Origin of the sequence: Niallia endozanthoxylica (assembly GCF_008710145.1) — a bacterium.
GTDB lineage: Bacteria > Bacillota > Bacilli > Bacillales > Cytobacillaceae > Bacillus_BD > Bacillus_BD endozanthoxylica.
Genome location: NZ_VYKL01000024.1, coordinates 1 through 18,084, shown reverse-complemented (window position 1 = coordinate 18,084; position 18,084 = coordinate 1). Strand labels below are relative to the sequence as shown.

15 protein-coding genes and 1 pseudogene are annotated in these 18,084 nt (G+C 37.0%); 5 read left to right on the top strand and 11 right to left on the bottom strand.

All coding sequences use genetic code 11. The features are described from left to right. Positions 1–156 precede the first annotated feature (156 nt). The 9 genes and pseudogenes from F4V44_RS15790 to F4V44_RS15750 all read right to left on the bottom strand — a co-directional run bounded on the left by F4V44_RS15790 (position 157) and on the right by F4V44_RS15750 (position 10,296). On the bottom strand, positions 157–1,125 hold the full coding sequence (locus tag F4V44_RS15790) for a substrate-binding domain-containing protein (RefSeq protein ID WP_150440984.1): 969 nt from the start codon (positions 1,123–1,125) through the stop codon (positions 157–159). Next, positions 1,118–2,038: a VOC family protein gene (locus F4V44_RS15785; RefSeq protein ID WP_150440983.1), complete on the bottom strand. Its 921-nt coding sequence runs from the start codon at positions 2,036–2,038 to the stop codon at positions 1,118–1,120. The genes F4V44_RS15790 and F4V44_RS15785 overlap by 8 nt, the downstream gene beginning before the upstream one ends. A gap of 750 nt (positions 2,039–2,788) precedes the next feature. Further along, the gene (locus F4V44_RS15775; RefSeq protein ID WP_150440982.1) at positions 2,789–3,814 is read right to left on the bottom strand and encodes an ABC transporter substrate-binding protein; all 1,026 of its coding nucleotides are present in this window, start codon (positions 3,812–3,814) and stop codon (positions 2,789–2,791) included. Between the two features lie 354 nt (positions 3,815–4,168). After that, positions 4,169–4,408 carry a Rossmann-fold NAD(P)-binding domain-containing protein gene (locus tag F4V44_RS15770; protein WP_191090712.1) on the bottom strand — a complete coding sequence of 80 codons (240 nt, stop codon included), beginning with the start codon at positions 4,406–4,408 and terminating at the stop codon, positions 4,169–4,171. Positions 4,409–4,533: 125 nt separating this feature from the next. After that, the gene (locus tag F4V44_RS15765) at positions 4,534–5,628 is read right to left on the bottom strand and encodes a zinc-dependent alcohol dehydrogenase (RefSeq protein WP_150440980.1); all 1,095 of its coding nucleotides are present in this window, start codon (positions 5,626–5,628) and stop codon (positions 4,534–4,536) included. Positions 5,629–5,681: 53 nt separating this feature from the next. After that, on the bottom strand, positions 5,682–7,037 hold the full coding sequence (locus F4V44_RS15760; protein WP_150440979.1) for a Rieske 2Fe-2S domain-containing protein: 1,356 nt from the start codon (positions 7,035–7,037) through the stop codon (positions 5,682–5,684). Between the two features lie 34 nt (positions 7,038–7,071). Further along, complete coding sequence (locus F4V44_RS15755) at positions 7,072–7,971, bottom strand: LysR family transcriptional regulator (RefSeq protein ID WP_150440978.1); 900 nt, start codon at positions 7,969–7,971, stop codon at positions 7,072–7,074. A 1,306-nt stretch (positions 7,972–9,277) separates the two neighbouring features. Next, positions 9,278–9,515: pseudogene (locus tag F4V44_RS28490) on the bottom strand (IS4 family transposase); the annotation flags it as partial. Then, positions 9,490–10,296 (bottom strand): IclR family transcriptional regulator, encoded by an 807-nt coding sequence (locus tag F4V44_RS15750; RefSeq protein WP_150440977.1) that lies wholly within the window; start codon positions 10,294–10,296, stop codon positions 9,490–9,492. The gene F4V44_RS15750 and the pseudogene F4V44_RS28490, both read right to left, overlap by 26 nt. A 146-nt stretch (positions 10,297–10,442) precedes the next feature. On the opposite strand from F4V44_RS15750, the gene F4V44_RS15745 reads away from it, so the two are divergent. The 4 genes from F4V44_RS15745 to F4V44_RS15730 all read left to right on the top strand — a co-directional run bounded on the left by F4V44_RS15745 (position 10,443) and on the right by F4V44_RS15730 (position 14,827). After that, positions 10,443–11,489, top strand: a complete 1,047-nt coding sequence (locus F4V44_RS15745) for a PdxA family dehydrogenase (protein WP_191090711.1) — start codon at positions 10,443–10,445, stop codon at positions 11,487–11,489. Positions 11,490–11,494: 5 nt separating this feature from the next. Beyond that, positions 11,495–12,742 carry an aromatic ring-hydroxylating dioxygenase subunit alpha gene (locus F4V44_RS15740; protein WP_150440975.1) on the top strand — a complete coding sequence of 416 codons (1,248 nt, stop codon included), beginning with the start codon at positions 11,495–11,497 and terminating at the stop codon, positions 12,740–12,742. A 21-nt stretch (positions 12,743–12,763) separates the two neighbouring features. Continuing rightward, positions 12,764–13,261 (top strand): aromatic-ring-hydroxylating dioxygenase subunit beta, encoded by a 498-nt coding sequence (locus tag F4V44_RS15735; protein WP_150440974.1) that lies wholly within the window; start codon positions 12,764–12,766, stop codon positions 13,259–13,261. Positions 13,262–13,552: 291 nt separating this feature from the next. Next, positions 13,553–14,827: an MFS transporter gene (locus F4V44_RS15730; RefSeq protein ID WP_223881916.1), complete on the top strand. Its 1,275-nt coding sequence runs from the start codon at positions 13,553–13,555 to the stop codon at positions 14,825–14,827. Between the two features lie 374 nt (positions 14,828–15,201). Here F4V44_RS15730 and F4V44_RS15725 read toward each other — a convergent pair whose 3' ends face one another. After that, positions 15,202–15,540: a DUF5655 domain-containing protein gene (locus tag F4V44_RS15725; RefSeq protein WP_150440973.1), complete on the bottom strand. Its 339-nt coding sequence runs from the start codon at positions 15,538–15,540 to the stop codon at positions 15,202–15,204. A gap of 235 nt (positions 15,541–15,775) precedes the next feature. Here F4V44_RS15725 and xerS point away from each other — a divergent pair, with 235 nt between their 5' ends. Beyond that, positions 15,776–16,588, top strand: a complete 813-nt coding sequence (xerS, locus tag F4V44_RS15720) for a tyrosine recombinase XerS (protein ID WP_223881915.1) — start codon at positions 15,776–15,778, stop codon at positions 16,586–16,588. A gap of 445 nt (positions 16,589–17,033) precedes the next feature. Here xerS and F4V44_RS15715 read toward each other — a convergent pair. Beyond that, the coding region (locus F4V44_RS15715) for a peptidase G2 autoproteolytic cleavage domain-containing protein (RefSeq protein ID WP_317978333.1) at positions 17,034–18,084 on the bottom strand (1,051 nt) is incomplete at its 5' end.

Below are 18,084 nucleotides of genomic sequence, written 5' to 3'. Positions count from 1 at the left end.
TCTCCCGCTTCAAATTCCGTCAGGAATTAAGCGGTGAGTAGTTCAAGGGTCAGTTCAAACATCACCTTTAAATTGAAGGCTTTATCTACAGATAGTAATTTAGAAGGTAACTATCTTCCCTTTCGTTTAAAAAAAGGTTTTTAGACTGTCCCTATCCTACATCACAATATCAATGACCGTCTTTTCATAATCGTATTGAATAAAACTGTTAGATAGATGATACGGTTTTTTAATAAAGCCCTGATTGATGCATTCTTCATAAAAGATTTCTAAAACAACTTTGTTTTTGGACCAGCCATTGCCGTTCCACCCTTCCCAGAAGAAACTTGATTCTGTCTCGTGGAGATGCCAATCGGCAAATGGCAAATATAGACCGCTCATGTGTCCTACTTCCCTATAGCCCATCTCTTTTGACTGCTCAAATAGTTTCATTATGCCCTTAATGATTTCTGGATTGTTTTGAAGTATGTCTTCTCTTATTGCCATAACATGAGTAATTGGGATAAAACCGGCATCCCTTATGACTTGTATTTGTTCATCCGGAGAAGGAGGGAATAACCAACGCAGACCTTCAAAATGATCTGGCTTTCTTGCATAAAAAAAGCAATCTATATCTCCATTTCTAAGAAGATCCGCTGGATCACCATTTAAATAATCCCAATTTATTTGATAGTTTTCTGGATATGGCATGTTTTCCATTCGATCATTTCGAAGTGGACACCATATGATACTTTTTGGATCTACACCATATTGGTTTGCTAATAGAAATCTATGCCAGATCGATGCGGTTACCCAGTATTGAAACACAGCTACTTTTTTCCCACTTAAATCTTTATAACTTTTAATTTCAGAATTATCAGAACAAAAAGCGTAGACCTGGGGAATTTTCCGGGAAAAGATTGGCAAAGCCTTTAAACCGGAATCTTGCTCCTGAACTTTTAGGAATGTTGCCAATGACATTTCTCCAATATCAAATTCCTTCTTCATCATCTTCATTGTGCATTCATCAATGTTTTTGACCGTTTCTGCAATATAATCGAATTGTTCGGTTTCAATAGAATGAGAAAGCAAAGAAAGGGTTTGTAAATTCATCGTACTGCCAATTTTTATGGTTGGTTTAGACATTTGCTTCACTCCTATTAACTTCTACATGCCCAACTTTGCCGATTCGCGGATCCGACGGACCTTCCCATAAATCAGTCGTGCGTAACGTATTGTCCAGCATTCTTGGCTCACGCGGGTTTTCTTCTGGGAATTCCTCCATGCCAAGAGTATATTCAAGGGTCAATCCATCAGGGTCGAGATAATACATAAAGATACTGCCTGAAGCCATGTGACGTCCAGGTCCAAAAACAACTGGCACATCTGACTTGGTTAAGCGGTTTCGCGCGATTCCTATATCATCTATATCCTTCACCTTAAAAGCAATATGGAACAAACGCAGATCGTCACCTTGAGAAATGCCAAAGGAGTGATGATAAGGGTTTGGAAAACAACGCATAAACGCAAAATACATTTCACCGTCTGGCTTATGCCGGGTATCCGATATTTTAAAGTTTAAGACTTCATTAAAAAAGTGTAAGGTCTCTTGAAAATTAGGCACCCGCAGAACAACATGATCCAATTTCAATACTTTGACTGGACTGGGTTCATAAGGTTCAGCTCTTTGCATCATTTTATTGTAAAATTCAAACGTGACTCCATTTGGATCACGGAATCGAAACGCCTTATCAATTTTAAGCAGCGCCCGCTCTTCCTTGTCTACCTCGATTGGATTATATCCCTCTCTCTCCAACATTTCGAAAGCTCTTTCTAGCTCTTTTGTACTTTCGAGTTCAAAAGCAATTCTTTTCAATCCTGGTTCATGCGATTTATTTAAAATTAAATTATGATAGTCTGAACTGGAAGAAAAAAAGGCCATATCTTCTGTAATTTCACCGACCTGATCAAGACAAACCATATCTCTATAAAAAATTGCACTACGTTTTACATCAGTTACATTAATTGCTATATAGCCAAGTTTTTTATAACGAATCATGTTCAATCTCCCAATATTTTATATTTTTCCTTTCAATTAAAGCAGGAAACTTATTGAACCTAATTGTCCTAATTCTTCTGCATCTAAAACTAATTTTCGTTCAGCTATTTTCAATTGACCTTCCCTTAAGGCCATCTTGCAATGATACACACCCACATACTTTCTGATTTGTTCATGTCTTCAATAACGCATGACAATAAAGTTAGCGGAAAGAAATACATATTGTTCATCTCTATCGGTAATTCTTACATTGGTAATCAACCTCCTCGTTCGTGAGTGAGGGCTTTCCGCATGTGTACCAATCTACTAATTGATAAACTAATCCTCAGCCAATAATGCTTCCATTTGATTTTAACCAACTAGTAAATTACTTTTATCAAAAATAAGAAATTAAAACTATTATTAAGATGTGATCCGCCAAGGGGCAATTTTGTAGCAGTGCCTTCTCTCCACCTAGTCCTTAATCGCTTACCATTGAAAAGAATCGGACCTGTAGTTGGTCTAATCAATCCTTCCCAGGTATGGGGCAAAGTACTTTACCATATCCACTTAGTCCAATAATTGAAACAAATTCACCCTCAAGAATTTATCTAGATGCATCTTTAAGTGCGTGAACCTTATTTAGACTTCATTCGTTATATAGAATACATTCAAGTTTTGGAAATCCATTAATTAATAGTGTCATTGTTTCCATAAATATCTCCTTTCGAAAGAGATTAATATGGTAGCGAGGACTCCTTCTCTTTTTAATTACTTAGCATAAAAACTCTCATTTATTACATCATCAACATGCACCTTATTTTTAATGCTTCCAACCTCTTCGACAGCTTCAATCGCCCATTCAATCCCTTCAACATTTAATTTCCCTTTGCTAGGTATTGAATCTATAACAAAATCAAGTGATTTTGATGTTGTCTCCTTATCAGTTTCAAATGATTTCATACCGATTTCAATGGCTTCTTCACGATTGGCCGGATCTTTTATAAATTCAATGGCATCAGCCGTGGCAGCCATAAATGCGCGGACAACTTCAGGTTGTTTCTTTATAATGTCCCCATTTGTTGAGATGACGCTATGGTTATAGCTTGTTAATTCTTCACTTAAAACAGCGAATCGTTTCATTCCTGCCTTTTCACCATCTAAATCATTTGGTGGCTGAAGTATAGTTGCCTGCACTTGATTGTTTTTTAATGCAGCTACCCTTGAAGGGGTACCTCCGGCAGAAACAACCCGAACATCTTTGTCTGGCTTAAGCCCATGCTGTTTTAACCACCAACGCATAGTGATATCTACTCCATTTCCCGGCTGCAATACAGCTACTGCTTTCCCTTTTAAATCTTCAACTTTCTTGATTTCTGGTCTTACAAATACAGAGTATAAGGTTTTATCACTTAACGTCCCTATTATTTGAATGTTTGACCCTTCAGAAACAGAAGTGATTATGGATTCTGGTAAACCTGCCATAAATTGTAAGTCACCTATTTGTAGTCCTCTCAAAGCGACCACTCCACCCTCAATGGATGTGAGTTCCACATCAAGATTATATTTCTTAAAAAACCCTTTCTCTTGTGCTACATAAAACGGCAAGAAAGTTATTGTATTTGACACAGTTGCTACTTTTATTTTCTCTACTTTTTCTGGCATTTCTTTTTTGCTGCTAATGTTAGAGTTTTCAGTAGAGCTTGAAGTCGTTTCATTTCCTTTACAGCCAGCTAATACAGACATTAGGGTGATTAAACAGATGAAAAAAATTGTATATACTTTTTTGCCTTTCACTAATTCAACCTCCTAAAATAATTTACAGAATTCTTACTCAATGTAATAATCCTTATCGACAACATCTTCTGCAATAATATCTTTCTTACTCTTTTCATGTTCTTTGCAGATTGATTCCCCAAATTATACCTTATCTGTTTAATCCTTCATTATTGTCCTTTGGGGTAGGGCGAACTAATGATTTAACTAATTCCTTTCACTTGTTTGAATTAAGTACTGTTGCTGGCTTGTAATGCAAAACTTGGAATATTTTTTAAAATTTAACCTTCCAGCCCTATAATTCACTTTTTAGTTATAATTTTTTTACAAATCGCTCAGTAAAATAATTATAACCATATCAGGTGAATCGTTTTTCTACCAAACTTGCAGTATATTTGCTTTATCAACAGCTTCCCAGAGTGGTAAAATCTCAAATCCTTCTTTTCTCCAATGTGCATCCTCAGTACCATCCCTTAAGACAACCAAAACTTCTGCGTTCAGTTCCCGTAACTTTTTAGCATGTTCATAGCCTTGTTCATCGTACCCCATGATTGCAACCGTTTTATTACGAAAATATGAACGCATTAGGTGTTCTAACTCATGCTCCTTTATCATTAACGACTTCCCCCTATATTTAATGAATAGTGACCGGATGAAAATGGTAACGGAGAATATATTGTAGAGGGTTGTGAACCCATACACCCCCATCTACAATTTAATCATATATCTTCTGCTAGATATCAATCCCAAGGATTTACAGTAACATGAATAGCTCCCTTTTCTCCTTCTCCACCAACTGTTTTTAATGCCTTATCAACCTCATTTAATCCAAAGTCATGGGTGCACATCTCGCCTATAGGATATTTACTAGATGCAATCATTTGCAGTGCACGTTCAACCGATTTATAACTGTGTCCCCGAACACCCTTGATTGTGATGCATTTAGACATTAATTTATCACTGTAAAAACCAGGTATTTCTTGATGTTTTTTTCCTGCAATAATGATTGTTCCTTTTATTTTTACTAACTCTATTGCCAGCGTGACTGTACTTGGACCGCCTGATGCAACATCGATTACTATATCAGCCATTTCGCCTCTCGTTATCTCTTTCACTCGTTCAACTATATCTTCTTTCTGAACATCAATTGTAAAATCAGCTCCAAACTTTCTGGCTAATTCCAGCTTTTCTTTATCTGCTGTGAGCCCGCTTACAATAATACAATCCGTTCCGGCTTGTTTTGCAGCAAGGACACAACCCAGTCCCTGTTGGCCAGGACCTTGTATGAGAACTGTTTTTCCAGGACCAGCACCCCCTTCATTTACAGTCCATTCAATACCATTACCCAACGGTAAAGCTAAAGCAGCCTCCCTAGCAGGAATATGCTCTGGAACTTTGTGAAAGACAGAGTTCGGATGCAAATATAAAAATTGACTGTATCCTCCCCATAAAGACGGAGCTTCAGTAATGGGTGTGTGCCCGAAACGTATACCACCATTCCATTTGTCGGTGGCTGCACATAAACGAAATTCCCCCGACCGGCAGCGAGAACAGTGTCCGCACGGAAGATATTCTTCCAGTGCGACACGATCGCCTTCTTTCACTCCCCAACGTTCGGCAGCAAACTTACCGACCTTTTCTATATAGCCAACTATTTCATGGCCCAATATTCTATCCCCATTATATTTTTTATAGTCTGGCCAATCGCTGCCGCAAACACCAGATACCTCTACTCTTAATAATCCTGCATCGTCAGGAATATCCGGAATATCAAATGTCCTCACTATTGTTTCTTTTTCACCTGACTGTACAGCGGCCAATATTTTTTCTTTCAAAAATAACTCCACCTTTATTATTTATTTAGAATATTATGAATATTTTAAACATTTTATTTTACGTCCTGCATCGAGTCTGTTTCATTGTGATGTAAAAGGGATTCTTTGTCTGTCTCTTCAGCTCTTATATAGTCTTCATCTGTTAAGATTAAAACATCCTTAGCTCCTATTTGAAATGGAATCCCTTCCGGTAAAACAACTGATGCAGATCGAACACGGTGCGTTTCAGTACTCAGTGCCGGAGGGGTATTACCCTCTTGAAGGTCCTGCGCTGCTTTGAGCATAATTCTACGTGCCGTAATAATCGCTGTATCACTTGACCCAAGACGTTCTTGTGTCCTGTCAGCAATAAGTCCTTGTGATTCCTGTACCGCACTGTCCTGAGCCTGAATACCAAGTATTCCGGTATAGGATTGTCCGCTTGCCTGCAGCTCCCGGTCAATTAAATAGTCATTTTCTTTATTTTGTTTTGCTTTTAAAGTGCCTGGAATCAGTTCCATATGAATCCCCCTGCCACTCTTCAACACCTTAATTTCATGTTCTGTTAGAGGACGGGTTGGATTCCAATTAATATTCCATGTATAAACATTTTCATCATCCATTGGCACCCATGCATGAGCACCTCTTGGCGTATCTTCAAAAGGAGGAATCATCGTATACCAAGGCAATAAGAATTGCGTAATTCGGTAATAAAGATTTCCTTCTTCGGCATGACGGTAGGCCCCCACCAACATACCATAATCCGTTTTTTCCACTTCAAATTTCGGAGCAGTATCTTGAGTCAGGTAGTTTGCTACCTTACTTTCAGCTGTCTTTTTTAGACCCATAAACCCTTGCCCGCCCGCACCTCTGTGAAGGAAAGAGATATGACTTGAATCTAATCCGCCCTCTATCGCCTGGAAATAATTATTGAATTGAATTTTCCTTGTCATATAACGGTGACTATCGGGTACTAAATTCCATTCAATTTCAGGTAACTCGGGCATCAATTCTTTCGGACCCATATATGTCCAAATCACCCCTCCCCGTTCACGACAAGGATAAGATTTGATATGCACCTTGTGTTTAAAATTGCTTGAAGGTGGTTCAGATGGCATATCTACACATTCTCCATTTACATTAAATTTCCATCCGTGGTAAACGCAGCGAATCCCGCATTCTTCATTTCGGCCAAAATACAATGACACTTTACGATGAGGACAGAACTCATCTATTATGCCTACCTTCCCTTCTGTATCGCGAAAAGCCAACAGCTCTTCTCCCAGTAATTTAATTTTTACCGGGGTACAATTCGGCTTTGGCAATTCAGTAGAAATCAAAGCCGGAATCCAATATCTTCTAAAAAGTTTTCCCATAGGTGTATTTGGACCTGTTTTCGTTAACATTTCGTTATTTTCTTTTGATAACATTTTTTCTCCTCCAATATTTAATTTTTTCGATTACCTATAGATATTCTTGATTTCCAATTGTTTCTTTTAAATGATCCATTAATAGCGCAACAATTTGATAGGATTCTTTACGCTCTAATGTAATTATCGATAAGTTTTCTTTAATAGGAGGAAAATCTGTCACCTCCACTTTTTTCAGCAATCCCTTTTCTAATTCTTCCTTTATGCTAATGGTTGGTAATATACAAATAAATGATGAGTACCTAACCATTTGCTTTGCTGCTTCAATCTGATTTAACTCCATTACAACATTTAGCGTTGCACCATGTTCAGAATAAATTTTCCTAATTTGCGACCAAGCGTCTGATTTTTGTTGATACGTTACCATTGGAGCTTTTAACAGTTCTTTCATATCTACTTTTCTTTCTGCGAAAGAATGATCAGGGCTGCACACCACACTTAACTCGTAGGATGATAAACTATATTGTTTTACTTCCTGTTTTTTTACTTTTGAAGACACCAGTCCTATGTCTATTTGATCCTGCATGAGCATTTGTGTAATTTGAACCGTATTACCAGTCAACATCTGCAACTCAATTCCAGGATAATTTTTAAGAATATTACCTAATATAGCTGGGAGAATGTATACCGACCATAAAGCAGTCGCCCCGATGGTCACTTTTCCTTCCAAGGTTACGTTCAAGCTAGACAGCTTGTCTTTAACAATACTTTCTATTTCCAGCAATTTTAATGCATAAGGAAGAAAGGCTTCACCCTCCTTTGTCAGCTTAATAGCACGTTTGCTTCGGATAAACAATGATTTTCCTAATTCTTGCTCTAATGTTTGGATACGTGATGTAACAGATGGCTGGCTCAAATGTAAAAAATGAGCAGTTTCGGCAAAACTCATTTTTCTAGCGACTGTTACGAAGGTATACACATTTTTTAAATCCATTTCATCTCACCTGTCCTTTTTTATTTATTGTAAATGGAATTTTCTATTTTTAAAATAGAAAATTCCTATTGAACAGACGAAATAAAATGAATAAAAAGATTGTCAAATATTTTTCTAGTTGGGAAACCCACCTCGCAATTAAAGTAAGGTTGTAACTAAAGCAGCAATGCCATAATCTTTTTGAACAATGAGTTGCCACTCCTTTCTCCTAAAAATATAAGCGCTTTCTTATTCAAAAAAGCCAGAATATATTTTTAATATTTTAAATTTTCCGATTATTGACATTTTATAATATAAATCATTAAATTGTAAAATAGATTTTTCCTATTAATCGAAGAAAATAAAAGTGTATATTAGAAATAATCTATTGTATTTTCTTTCGCTCACAAAATCTGATTGATTGACATTGTTTCAGAATGCTAGTTACACTGTATTTCTATTTTTACCTGTTCATCTTTATCCGACCGAGGTCTAAGATAAAATGTAAATATGAAATTGAATTTTTCAAGTAGAGATCCCAAAGCATCACCTGAATACCTTATACAACTATAAATTCCGCCATGGTGCCAATTTCTTTTCGAAAGCCTTTAATAGCTCCGTTAAAAACACCGATAGTACCATTAATACAACTACATATGCTAGATTAACATAAATGGATCAATTAACTTCATTTGTCCGAGTATTTCTCATACTGTCAAAATAATCAACAATGTTACCGACGGATAGAGAATGTTCCGAGGAACTTTCCATCCTTTCTTTATAGTTGCTTTAGGCATACTGTTGGTGATTTCTCAGCTTTTTGCATTATACTTCTCCCTGTACTAAATTGTTGGAATGCTTCGCTGCTCCTTATGAAAGCTTGAACCCTCCTTTCAATTTGTAATGATATTTTTAAAATATTCTGAATTTTTAACTATTGGCATTTTATCTTATAAATCATAAATTGTACAATAGATTTTTTCTATCAATTGAAGAATATAAAAATTTATATTAGAAATAATCTATTGTTATTAATAGTTCATATTTCATTTCAGCTTACAAAATCTGATTGATTAAACCTATATGCGATGGTGTAGATGGAAAGGTACAGCCTACGAGGAAGGAATAGATGACCAACCAAAAATCGCTAGATGAAATAGTAGCCTTACAAAGGAAAAGGAAGACTTAGAAAGTAAGCTTGGTGTAGTTCCTTTTTAGTAAAGCCCTCCCCCTTCCTTAATTAGGTTGGGGGAATTATCAAAATATAATATCAAGAGAATACGGAAACCAATAGAGCTCTTTTAATGACTTTAGTTATCAACTAAAAATATCGTTGATTGGTATTCTTGACCATACCAATCACATCCAACTCGATATCTATAATAGATTGGATGAGAGGTTGTTGGGTAAACCAAGTATCCATAAATACATAGTCAGCTGATATACCATCTTTCAATGCATGCTCAATCATACTTGGGATGAGAGACGGTGGCTGATTCTAATGTTTCTAATCCGCGCTTATTACCAGAACTACGTTTATCAATATCCTTTGAAATCCCATTGAACGGAATATACTCCTCCTTCTCTAGGGCTAAGCTGTTCGGAGATTAAACGACTATAAAATTTCATCTTCTTTACATTATCCTGTATTTCAGAAAAGGAGAACCATTCTTTTGGTCCAGTGATACTAATGGCAGCAATAATTTGTTTGGTCACTTCATCAAATATAGGCACTGCTACAGAGTATATACCCAGTCTGTATTCTTCTTTAGATAAGGCATAACCGTTTTCTTTAATCATTTCTAATTCTTTTTCAAGCTCTTTTCGATCGGTGATGGTATTAGATGTGAATGATTGGAGTTTCCCGGAACAAACTCTTGTCCTCTCTTTTTCATACTGAAAGGCTAATAAGACTTTACCGGAAGCCGTAGTATAAGCAGGAACACGCTTACCCATTCGGTTGAAAACTTGTGTTTCACGATCCTCAGGTAGTTTAAGCAAATATACAACACTACCGCGGTCATACATCACTAGTTGGATCACACCGCGAACGGAGGTCATCAGTTTGTTTAGTAAAGGATATGCCACATTACACACTTCAATATCGTGATATACGACACATCCAATCTCAAAAGCTGTGATACCCAGGTAGTATTTACGCGTTTTCGGGTTTTGTTGAAGGACGCCCTCTGCACATAAAGTTTGTAAAATCCGGTATACCGCACTCTTTGATAATCCTAACCTATTACTTAACTCCGTAACTCCTAGCATGGGTTCATTAAAGGAAAACTCCCTCATAATTCTTATTGCATTCTGAACGGAAGCAAGCAATTCAGGTTGTCCCATTTTTTCTTTCCTCCAAAAAAAATTTTGAAAAAATATCCACTGTTTTTCGGATAGCGAAAAACTTGTGTTTTTAATACATGAATTAATTTTATAATGCAAATATGAATAACTCAATATTATGATTATTCGAAATTGACAAAAAGGGGGTGTTTCAAATAGATCATTCTTTAAAACCAGTGTTAGCAATTACGATTGGAGATGCTTCCGGAATTGGTCCAGAAATTTGCTTAAAGGCTTTACAAGACGAAGCGGTATATAGATCTTGTAAACCAGTATTGATTGGGGATCTCAATATTCTTTCCTTTTACTTAGAAAGACTTAAACTCCCACTTCAATTAAATCCAATCACGAAGATAAGCAATGCGAAATTTACCCCGGGAGTAATTGATCTCTTCCATTTAGATACGATTGATATGAACCGATTTCAATTCGGAGAAGGGGACTCCATGACCGGGAAGGCCATGGTGGATTATACAAAACTAGCTGTAGATTTAGCGGTAAAAGGTGAAGTAGATGCTGTAATAGGTGGACCACATACAAAATCAGCGGTCGAAAAAGCAGGTCTTTTCTTTGATGGTTATCCAAGTTTAATTGCTCAGCTAACCAACACGAAGGAAGAAGAAACGTTTTTGATGTTGGTCAGTGACCATTTTCGTGTTGTTAACGTTACCCTCCATGTTCCAATGAAAAGAGCATTAGAGCTGATCAAGCATCCTCTTATCTTTAAGGCAATTCAGGCTTCCCATCATGCAGGAAAAATGTTGGGGATTCATGATCCCAAAATAGCTGTAGCGGGTTTAAATCCTCACGCTAGTGAGGGTGGATTATATGGAGTAGAGGAACAATGTGAAATTATCCCTGCTATTACCCAGGCCAAAGAGGCTAGTATGGATGTTCAGGGACCTTTTGGCAGCGATATTCTGTTTGCTGAAATGGGTCATTACGATATTTATCTGGCCATGTATCATGATCAAGCTCATATTCCCATGAAAATGAAAGCGTTTAAACAAATTTCTGCGCTTACAATTGGTACACCGGTCCTTTTTTCATCAATTGGTCATGGAAGCGCACCAGATATTGCCGGTAAAGGAATAGCAGATCCATCCGGTTTATTGAAAACCATTCAACTGCTTTGTAATGTAAAATCCAAGAAATCCGATAGTTACTATAAAAAAACAATGAAAGGGGTTTGAGTCTAATGACAATTGCAAATGAACAAAAAAGACATACTTTAATCTGGCCTGAGGAAGGAGTATCCAGAGTGCCTTATCAGGTTTATACTGATCCCGACATTTACAAAAGAGAAATGGACAACATTTTTAGAGGATCAACATGGAACTATTTGGGCTTAGAAGTAGAAATCCCAAATAAAGGTGATTATAAAACAACCTTTGTAGGAGACACACCTGTTGTTGTAACCCGTGATGGAGACGGTTCCATTTATGCTTTCGTCAATCGCTGTGCACATCGAGGTGCTACGGTTTGTATGGACAAATGTGGGAATGCCAAAACATTGACTTGTGTCTATCATGCATGGACCTATGATATGAAAGGCGATTTAAAAGGCGTCCCCTTCAAAAATGGAGTGAATGGACAGGGTGGAATGCCGGAAGGATTCGACGTGGGCAAACATTCGTTAAAAAAGTTGAAGGTAGATACTCATTTAGGTATAATCTTTGGTTCTTTTGACCATCAAATTGAACCGATACAAGATTATTTAGGAGAAAAAATGTGCAGCTATTTGTCTCGGATATTCAGCAGGCCTGTAAAAATTCTTGGTTATCAACGTCAGGAAATGAAAAATAATTGGAAGCTTTATTTTGAAAATGTGAAGGATTCCTACCATGCCAGCCTGTTGCATCTCTTTTTCTCTACCTTCGGTGTAAATCGTTTGTCACAGCAAGGTGGAATTGATTTAGATCCAACTGGCCGCCATCATGTCAGCTATACATATGGAAGCCTTAATGAAGACACAGACATTTACAAGAACTCTGATTTGCGTTCTTATTCTTCCAAGTATCAACTGGAGGACCCTTCACTCCTAGTAGGTCGTAATGAATTTATTGATGGGATTACTTTAGCGATTCAATCATTATTTCCAAATATGGTTGTTCAGCAAATTCATAATGCTTTGGCCATTCGTCAACTTCTCCCAAAAGGGACAGATTCCTGTGAATTGGTTTGGACCTACCTTGGCTTCGCTGACGATGATGAGGAAATGACAAAAATTCGCTTGAAGCAATCAAATTTGGTAGGGCCTGCAGGCTTTGTATCCCTAGAGGATGGAGGAGTTGGAGAATTAGTTCAAAAAGGAATAGTAGGTGAAGAAAAAGAACTCTCGTTTATCGAAATGGGAGGAACAGGGGTAGAAAGCCAGTCTTTCCGAGCAACAGAAAGCTCCATCCGCGGTTTTTGGAAGAATTATAAACAATTCATGGATTATTAAGAGAGGAAAGGATGAGATGGGATGAAAGAATTACATTTGAAAGAGTTAAATAAAGTTATAGTTAAGGATGAAATTGAGGAACTTATTCATGCCTATGTGCAATGCATTGATGGTGACCATCTAGAGGAATGGCCGGAGTTTTTTACAGAAGATTGTCTCTATCAAATTATTTCGCGGGAGAATTATGAACAAAATCTACCTGCTTCGATTATCTATTGTGATAGTAAAGGGATGCTAAAGGATCGAGTCACGGCGCACCGTCAAGCCAATATTTTTGAAAAGCACGTATACCGCCACATTGTAAGCAGCATCCGGATTACTAACCAGGAAGAAGATGTCTATACGGTTTATACTAATTATGCCGTTTTTCAAACTCGACTCAATGGATATTCTGAAGTATATAATGTGGGGAAATATATTGATACCATTGTTTTTGAAAATGGACAGGCGAAGTTCAAGGAAAAAAAGGTAGTATATGATTCATTGGTTATCCCAACTTTACTTGTAACCCCAATTTAAAATAAAAAGGACTTGAAGTGGATTTATTTTCACTTCTTCCTTTTTTACTCTTCCTGTGTCTTTTTGTTCTGCCTTTTTTATTCCATCTTACGCTTTATCAAGGTAAGTAAAAATGAAATTGAATTGATAGTAAAGATACTTGAAAGTAAGCACTGAAACAAAGAAATTAATTTTAGAAAGCGCTTTATATTAGATTTTTTTTACTTTGTGAAAATTTTCTGCAAGTATATAAATAGCTACTCATGAAAGACAATTACATTACACAAGGCAACTAAAAAAGCAGGTGATATAGTGATAAAGAGTAATTCAAATCGGAATTGGAAGATCGTATTCGTCATATGTTTTGTGAGCCTCATTTTTGATGGTATGGATATGCAAATTCTTTCCTTATCGATTCCCAGTCTCATGGAGGAATTTCATATTAGCAAAGCCGAAGCGGGTTTACTAGGAACGTGGTCTTTAATAGGTATGGCAATTGGCGGCATTTCTGGCGGGTGGTTATCAGATCGATATGGCCGGGTCCGTATCGCAGCTGTGATGATGGTCGTTTTCTCTGTTGGTACGACTTTACTAGGCTTTGTACAAACATACGAACAGTTTCTAGTTGTTCGGACCATTTCAGCTATAGGGATAGGTGCGGAATATACAGTCATTACTATGCTTATGGCTGAATATGTTCCAACAAAAAAACGAACGACAATCCTTGGCTCCCTCCAAGCAGCCTATTCAGTAGGATTTTTGGCCATAACTGTATTGGCCGGGTTGTTGTTGCCGAATTTTGGCTGGCGGCCACTTTACTTAGTAAATATTATCCCTATCTTTCTTGCTATCTTTATAGCATATAAGATTCCAGAACCTAATGGATGGAAGGAAAAAGAACCTAAGGCAAAAACAGTCAAGAAAAACGAATGGGCTACCTTATTCAAAGATCCAAAAACGAGAAGTACTTTCCTTTTATGGACAATAACCTCAATCTTTTTACAGTTCGGTTATTTTGGTGTTGGTGTCTGGCTGCCTACTTATATAGTAAGTGAATTAGATTTTAACTATACGAAGATGACAAGTTATCTCGTTGGAACATACACAGCTATGATCTTAGGTAAGGTTATTACAGGTTGGTTGGCTGATAAATTCGGTCGTCGTGTTATGTTTGTTTTTGGAGGTTTATCAACCGCTATTGCCTTGCCAGTTATTAATTATTATAATACACCCGATAATATTATTGTATTGCTTACAATATTAGGATTCCTTTACGGTGTTCCATACGCGGTCATTGCCACATACATGAATGAAAGCTTCCCAACCCAAATTCGGGGTACAGCTGTCGGCAGTTCATATAATATAGGACGATTCGGGGCAGCCATTGCACCCATCTTAATCGGAATTATAGCGGAAAGTACTTCAATTGGATTTGGGTTTGCTTTGCTAGGCATATCTTATGCATTAAGTGGGGTCCTTCCTGCTCTGTTTATTCGAGAAAAAATGTACGACCCCTTTGCAAATGAAAAAAATACTATACAGGAGCACTCAGAAATCACTGAAAAAAGTCAATCTTTGTATTCTTAATATCGCTAAAGGGATATCCAGAAAGTCAGATTTAGTGATCTTCTGGACATCCCCTTTTTCTTTGCTTCCCCCTTCTTCCCGTAACTTCCAGATATATATCTTTCCTGTTGATGCCCATGCCTTATATGCGCTCCCGTACTTGTAAACTTGAATTTTAACTTTGCCATGCCTATAAAACCAAGGCTAATTAACAACCCTATAAAAATTCCGTTGGTCCAACCGTACATAGGAAGAACAGTTACTGATATTAAGAATCCAATCGTAAAACGATTAATAATGAACCAATAATAGCAGTAAGGGGAGCATTATTAGTACAGATAATTAACCATCCCAAGAAAATGCTGTTCATTTGGTAATATATTTGATTTCTCTTACTAACCCATCAATTGATATGATTGTTTTAAAAAAATTAAAAACTCTTGATTGAGGTCATCTACACTTTCGAATCTAAAGTTATTGTGAAATCTGTTTCGGGAAACTTGTTCAATTTTTGTGATTTTCTCGTGTTCAATGTGATGATTTGATACTAAATTAAAATCTAACCATTTCTTTTTTGGATGAACTCCTCCAAAGGAAGATTTATTCAAAAGATGAATAGAAGTCTTTTTTAACTCAATTTCAAATGGTCCTATTTCTTTTACTAAATCAAGGATTTTTGAATATATTTCATAAACATTAGGTGCCTTATTTGAGAATAATTCGTTTTCTGACATATTGCCATTACCTACTTTCACCTTAACATTTTAAATTGAATTACCTTTATTTTACTTTTTTTTATCATTTTACCATTATCTTTATTAAACTAACCCCAGTTAGTTTAATAAGTACAGCTTAACAAATATGTATAAATATTATTGTGTATTTAATTCCTCTCTGAGTAATGATTCAAGCGGTATACGGTCTGATTCTTACGTTCTTCAAAAGAAGGGAGTAGGAATAGAAATAGTTATGTTATGGCTAATTTCGGCTATTTTTAATCGTCATAAGTCCTCTCTCCTCTCTCTCTTTAAATATCTAACTGTTGAGTCGGAGATTACCTTAGGAAAACCTTACTTTGAAAGAAATGTAATGGCCAAGATACCGATAAAGAAAGTATCCGAGACATTTAATGAACGTGCCAGTAAAATTACAGAAAAAATATTTATAGATGATGCGGATATTGAATTTTTAGATTACATTCAAAATGAGTATAAAGCTTCTCTCTCCCCTGCTCAAATGAAGTATTTTAAACGGGATAAAGAGCGTGACTTGGCAATCCTTTCCCTTTTCTTAGGAACTGGTATAAGGGTCAATGAACTATCCAATTTACGACTTAAGGACATTGATTTTACTTCTAAAGAAATAAGAGTGATTCGTAAAGGAGGGAAAAAGGATACGGTTTCTATCACTCCCTCTTCCCTTCAAGATTTGAACAATTACTTAACTGTTAGAAATGAAAGATACAAAGCAAGTGACAGTGAAAATGAATATATTTTTGTAAAGTTTTATAAAGGTGAAACCAAACCTCTCACAAATCGGGCCATAGAAGATATTGTGTATAAATATACCAGGTCATTTGATAAACGAATGTCGCCTCATAAGCTTCGTCATACTTATGCCACCAATTTAGCCGAGCAAACGGGTGGCGACATACCCTTAATTATGAATCAACTAGGGCATACACAATCGGATATTTCTCTTCTTTACATTAATACGAGTCGGGAAAAACAACGAAGAGCTGCTGAATTGTTGGATCAGAGAAGGAAGAGAAAGAAGAAATGAATAAATTTAACTTATTCCTAAAGAAATTTTCAAAACCAGATGTATCTGGCAATTAATTGATGCATGTTCCGGCAGTATGTTCATTAGTAATTTCGAATCATTATTCATAGTGTGATTGTATACTCATTAATATTTATACAGATTTGTTAAGCTGTGCTTATTGCACTAACGCACCCTTATATATAGTATCATCGAAAAAAATGAGGTTCCATCAAACCTCATTCCAGGCTGTCGACAAAGTCGATAGCCGTTTTTTATAATTACTAACTCATCAATATATGGCGTGTTTTTTCAACACAAACAACTAAATATGCTACTAAAAAGAAAAAAGCTCCTTTTTCTTCAAATAACTACTTGAAAAAGGAGCTTGTCTACACTCTAAGAAGTCTATCTTTTGATAGGCTTCTCTTTTAAATAAACCATTGAAGTAAATTTAGTTGATTTATTATTTAATCAAAACTAAGATTTGATTTGGTGTGGTACGTTTCATAACCCTGTAACCTTTGTCTGTAGTTGTTGCAATCCCTTCCTCGTTTGGTTTGCAATATCCACCGGCTCGGCATGTTCCATCATCTCGAACAAGAAGTTTCCCAACGAGACCTACTGCGACCCATTCGGGTTTTTCTAATCTTGACCGACATTGGTTAGATGGATCCCATAAAGGATTTAATTTCTTTCTTATTTGCATATACTCTTCCGTAAGAATGTTTCCTTCTTGGTCTGTAACCGCCGGAATTATGACTTCTTCGTATATAGGACGATTCCACTCATCAAGCATGTATTTGCTACATTCAGGGTCTTGAATATCGGCAAGGACAGCAGGATTCGAACTAGTGATACCTACGATATAATCATCTTTTGTATTGGCTTTCCGTATTTTTTCGGTTTCTCCATCGAATGTCACAAAATATCCAACATCTATCGATTGACCATCTGCGGTTTCAAACATTTCAGCAAAGTCACAGGCGACCGGAGCAACGACAGTAGCAGATACATTTCCTTCAAAACAAGCTGATCCATCATTTAGTATTTTGGCAACGACTCCCCCTAAAGCCCCATTTATGAGATACCATGAAAACGCTAAATCCACTGCCGGGTTAGGACCACCATTTTGTCCCATGACATGAACCCCTTGTAGTCCATTTGCAGTTGTATTAAGCCCTTCAGTATGAGATAAGTCTCCATTTGCAACTGTACTTTGACCTTGAGCGTGGGAAGCAAACCCACTGGCGGTTGTCCCCCCCCCTTCAGCATGGGAAAAAGTTCCACTAGCGGTTGTTAATTGGCCTTCAGAGTGGGAAGCAAACCCACTGGCGATAGTAACATTCCCTTCAGCATGGGAAATATCTCCGTTCGCTTGTGAAGCTGAACCTTCGACGTGGGAAGCAAGTCCACGGGCGAAGGTTAATTGGCCTTCGGCGTGGGAAGTCTGGCCACTGGCGGTTGTCCTCCCCCCTTCAGCATGGGAAAAAGTTCCACTAGCGGTTGTTAATTGG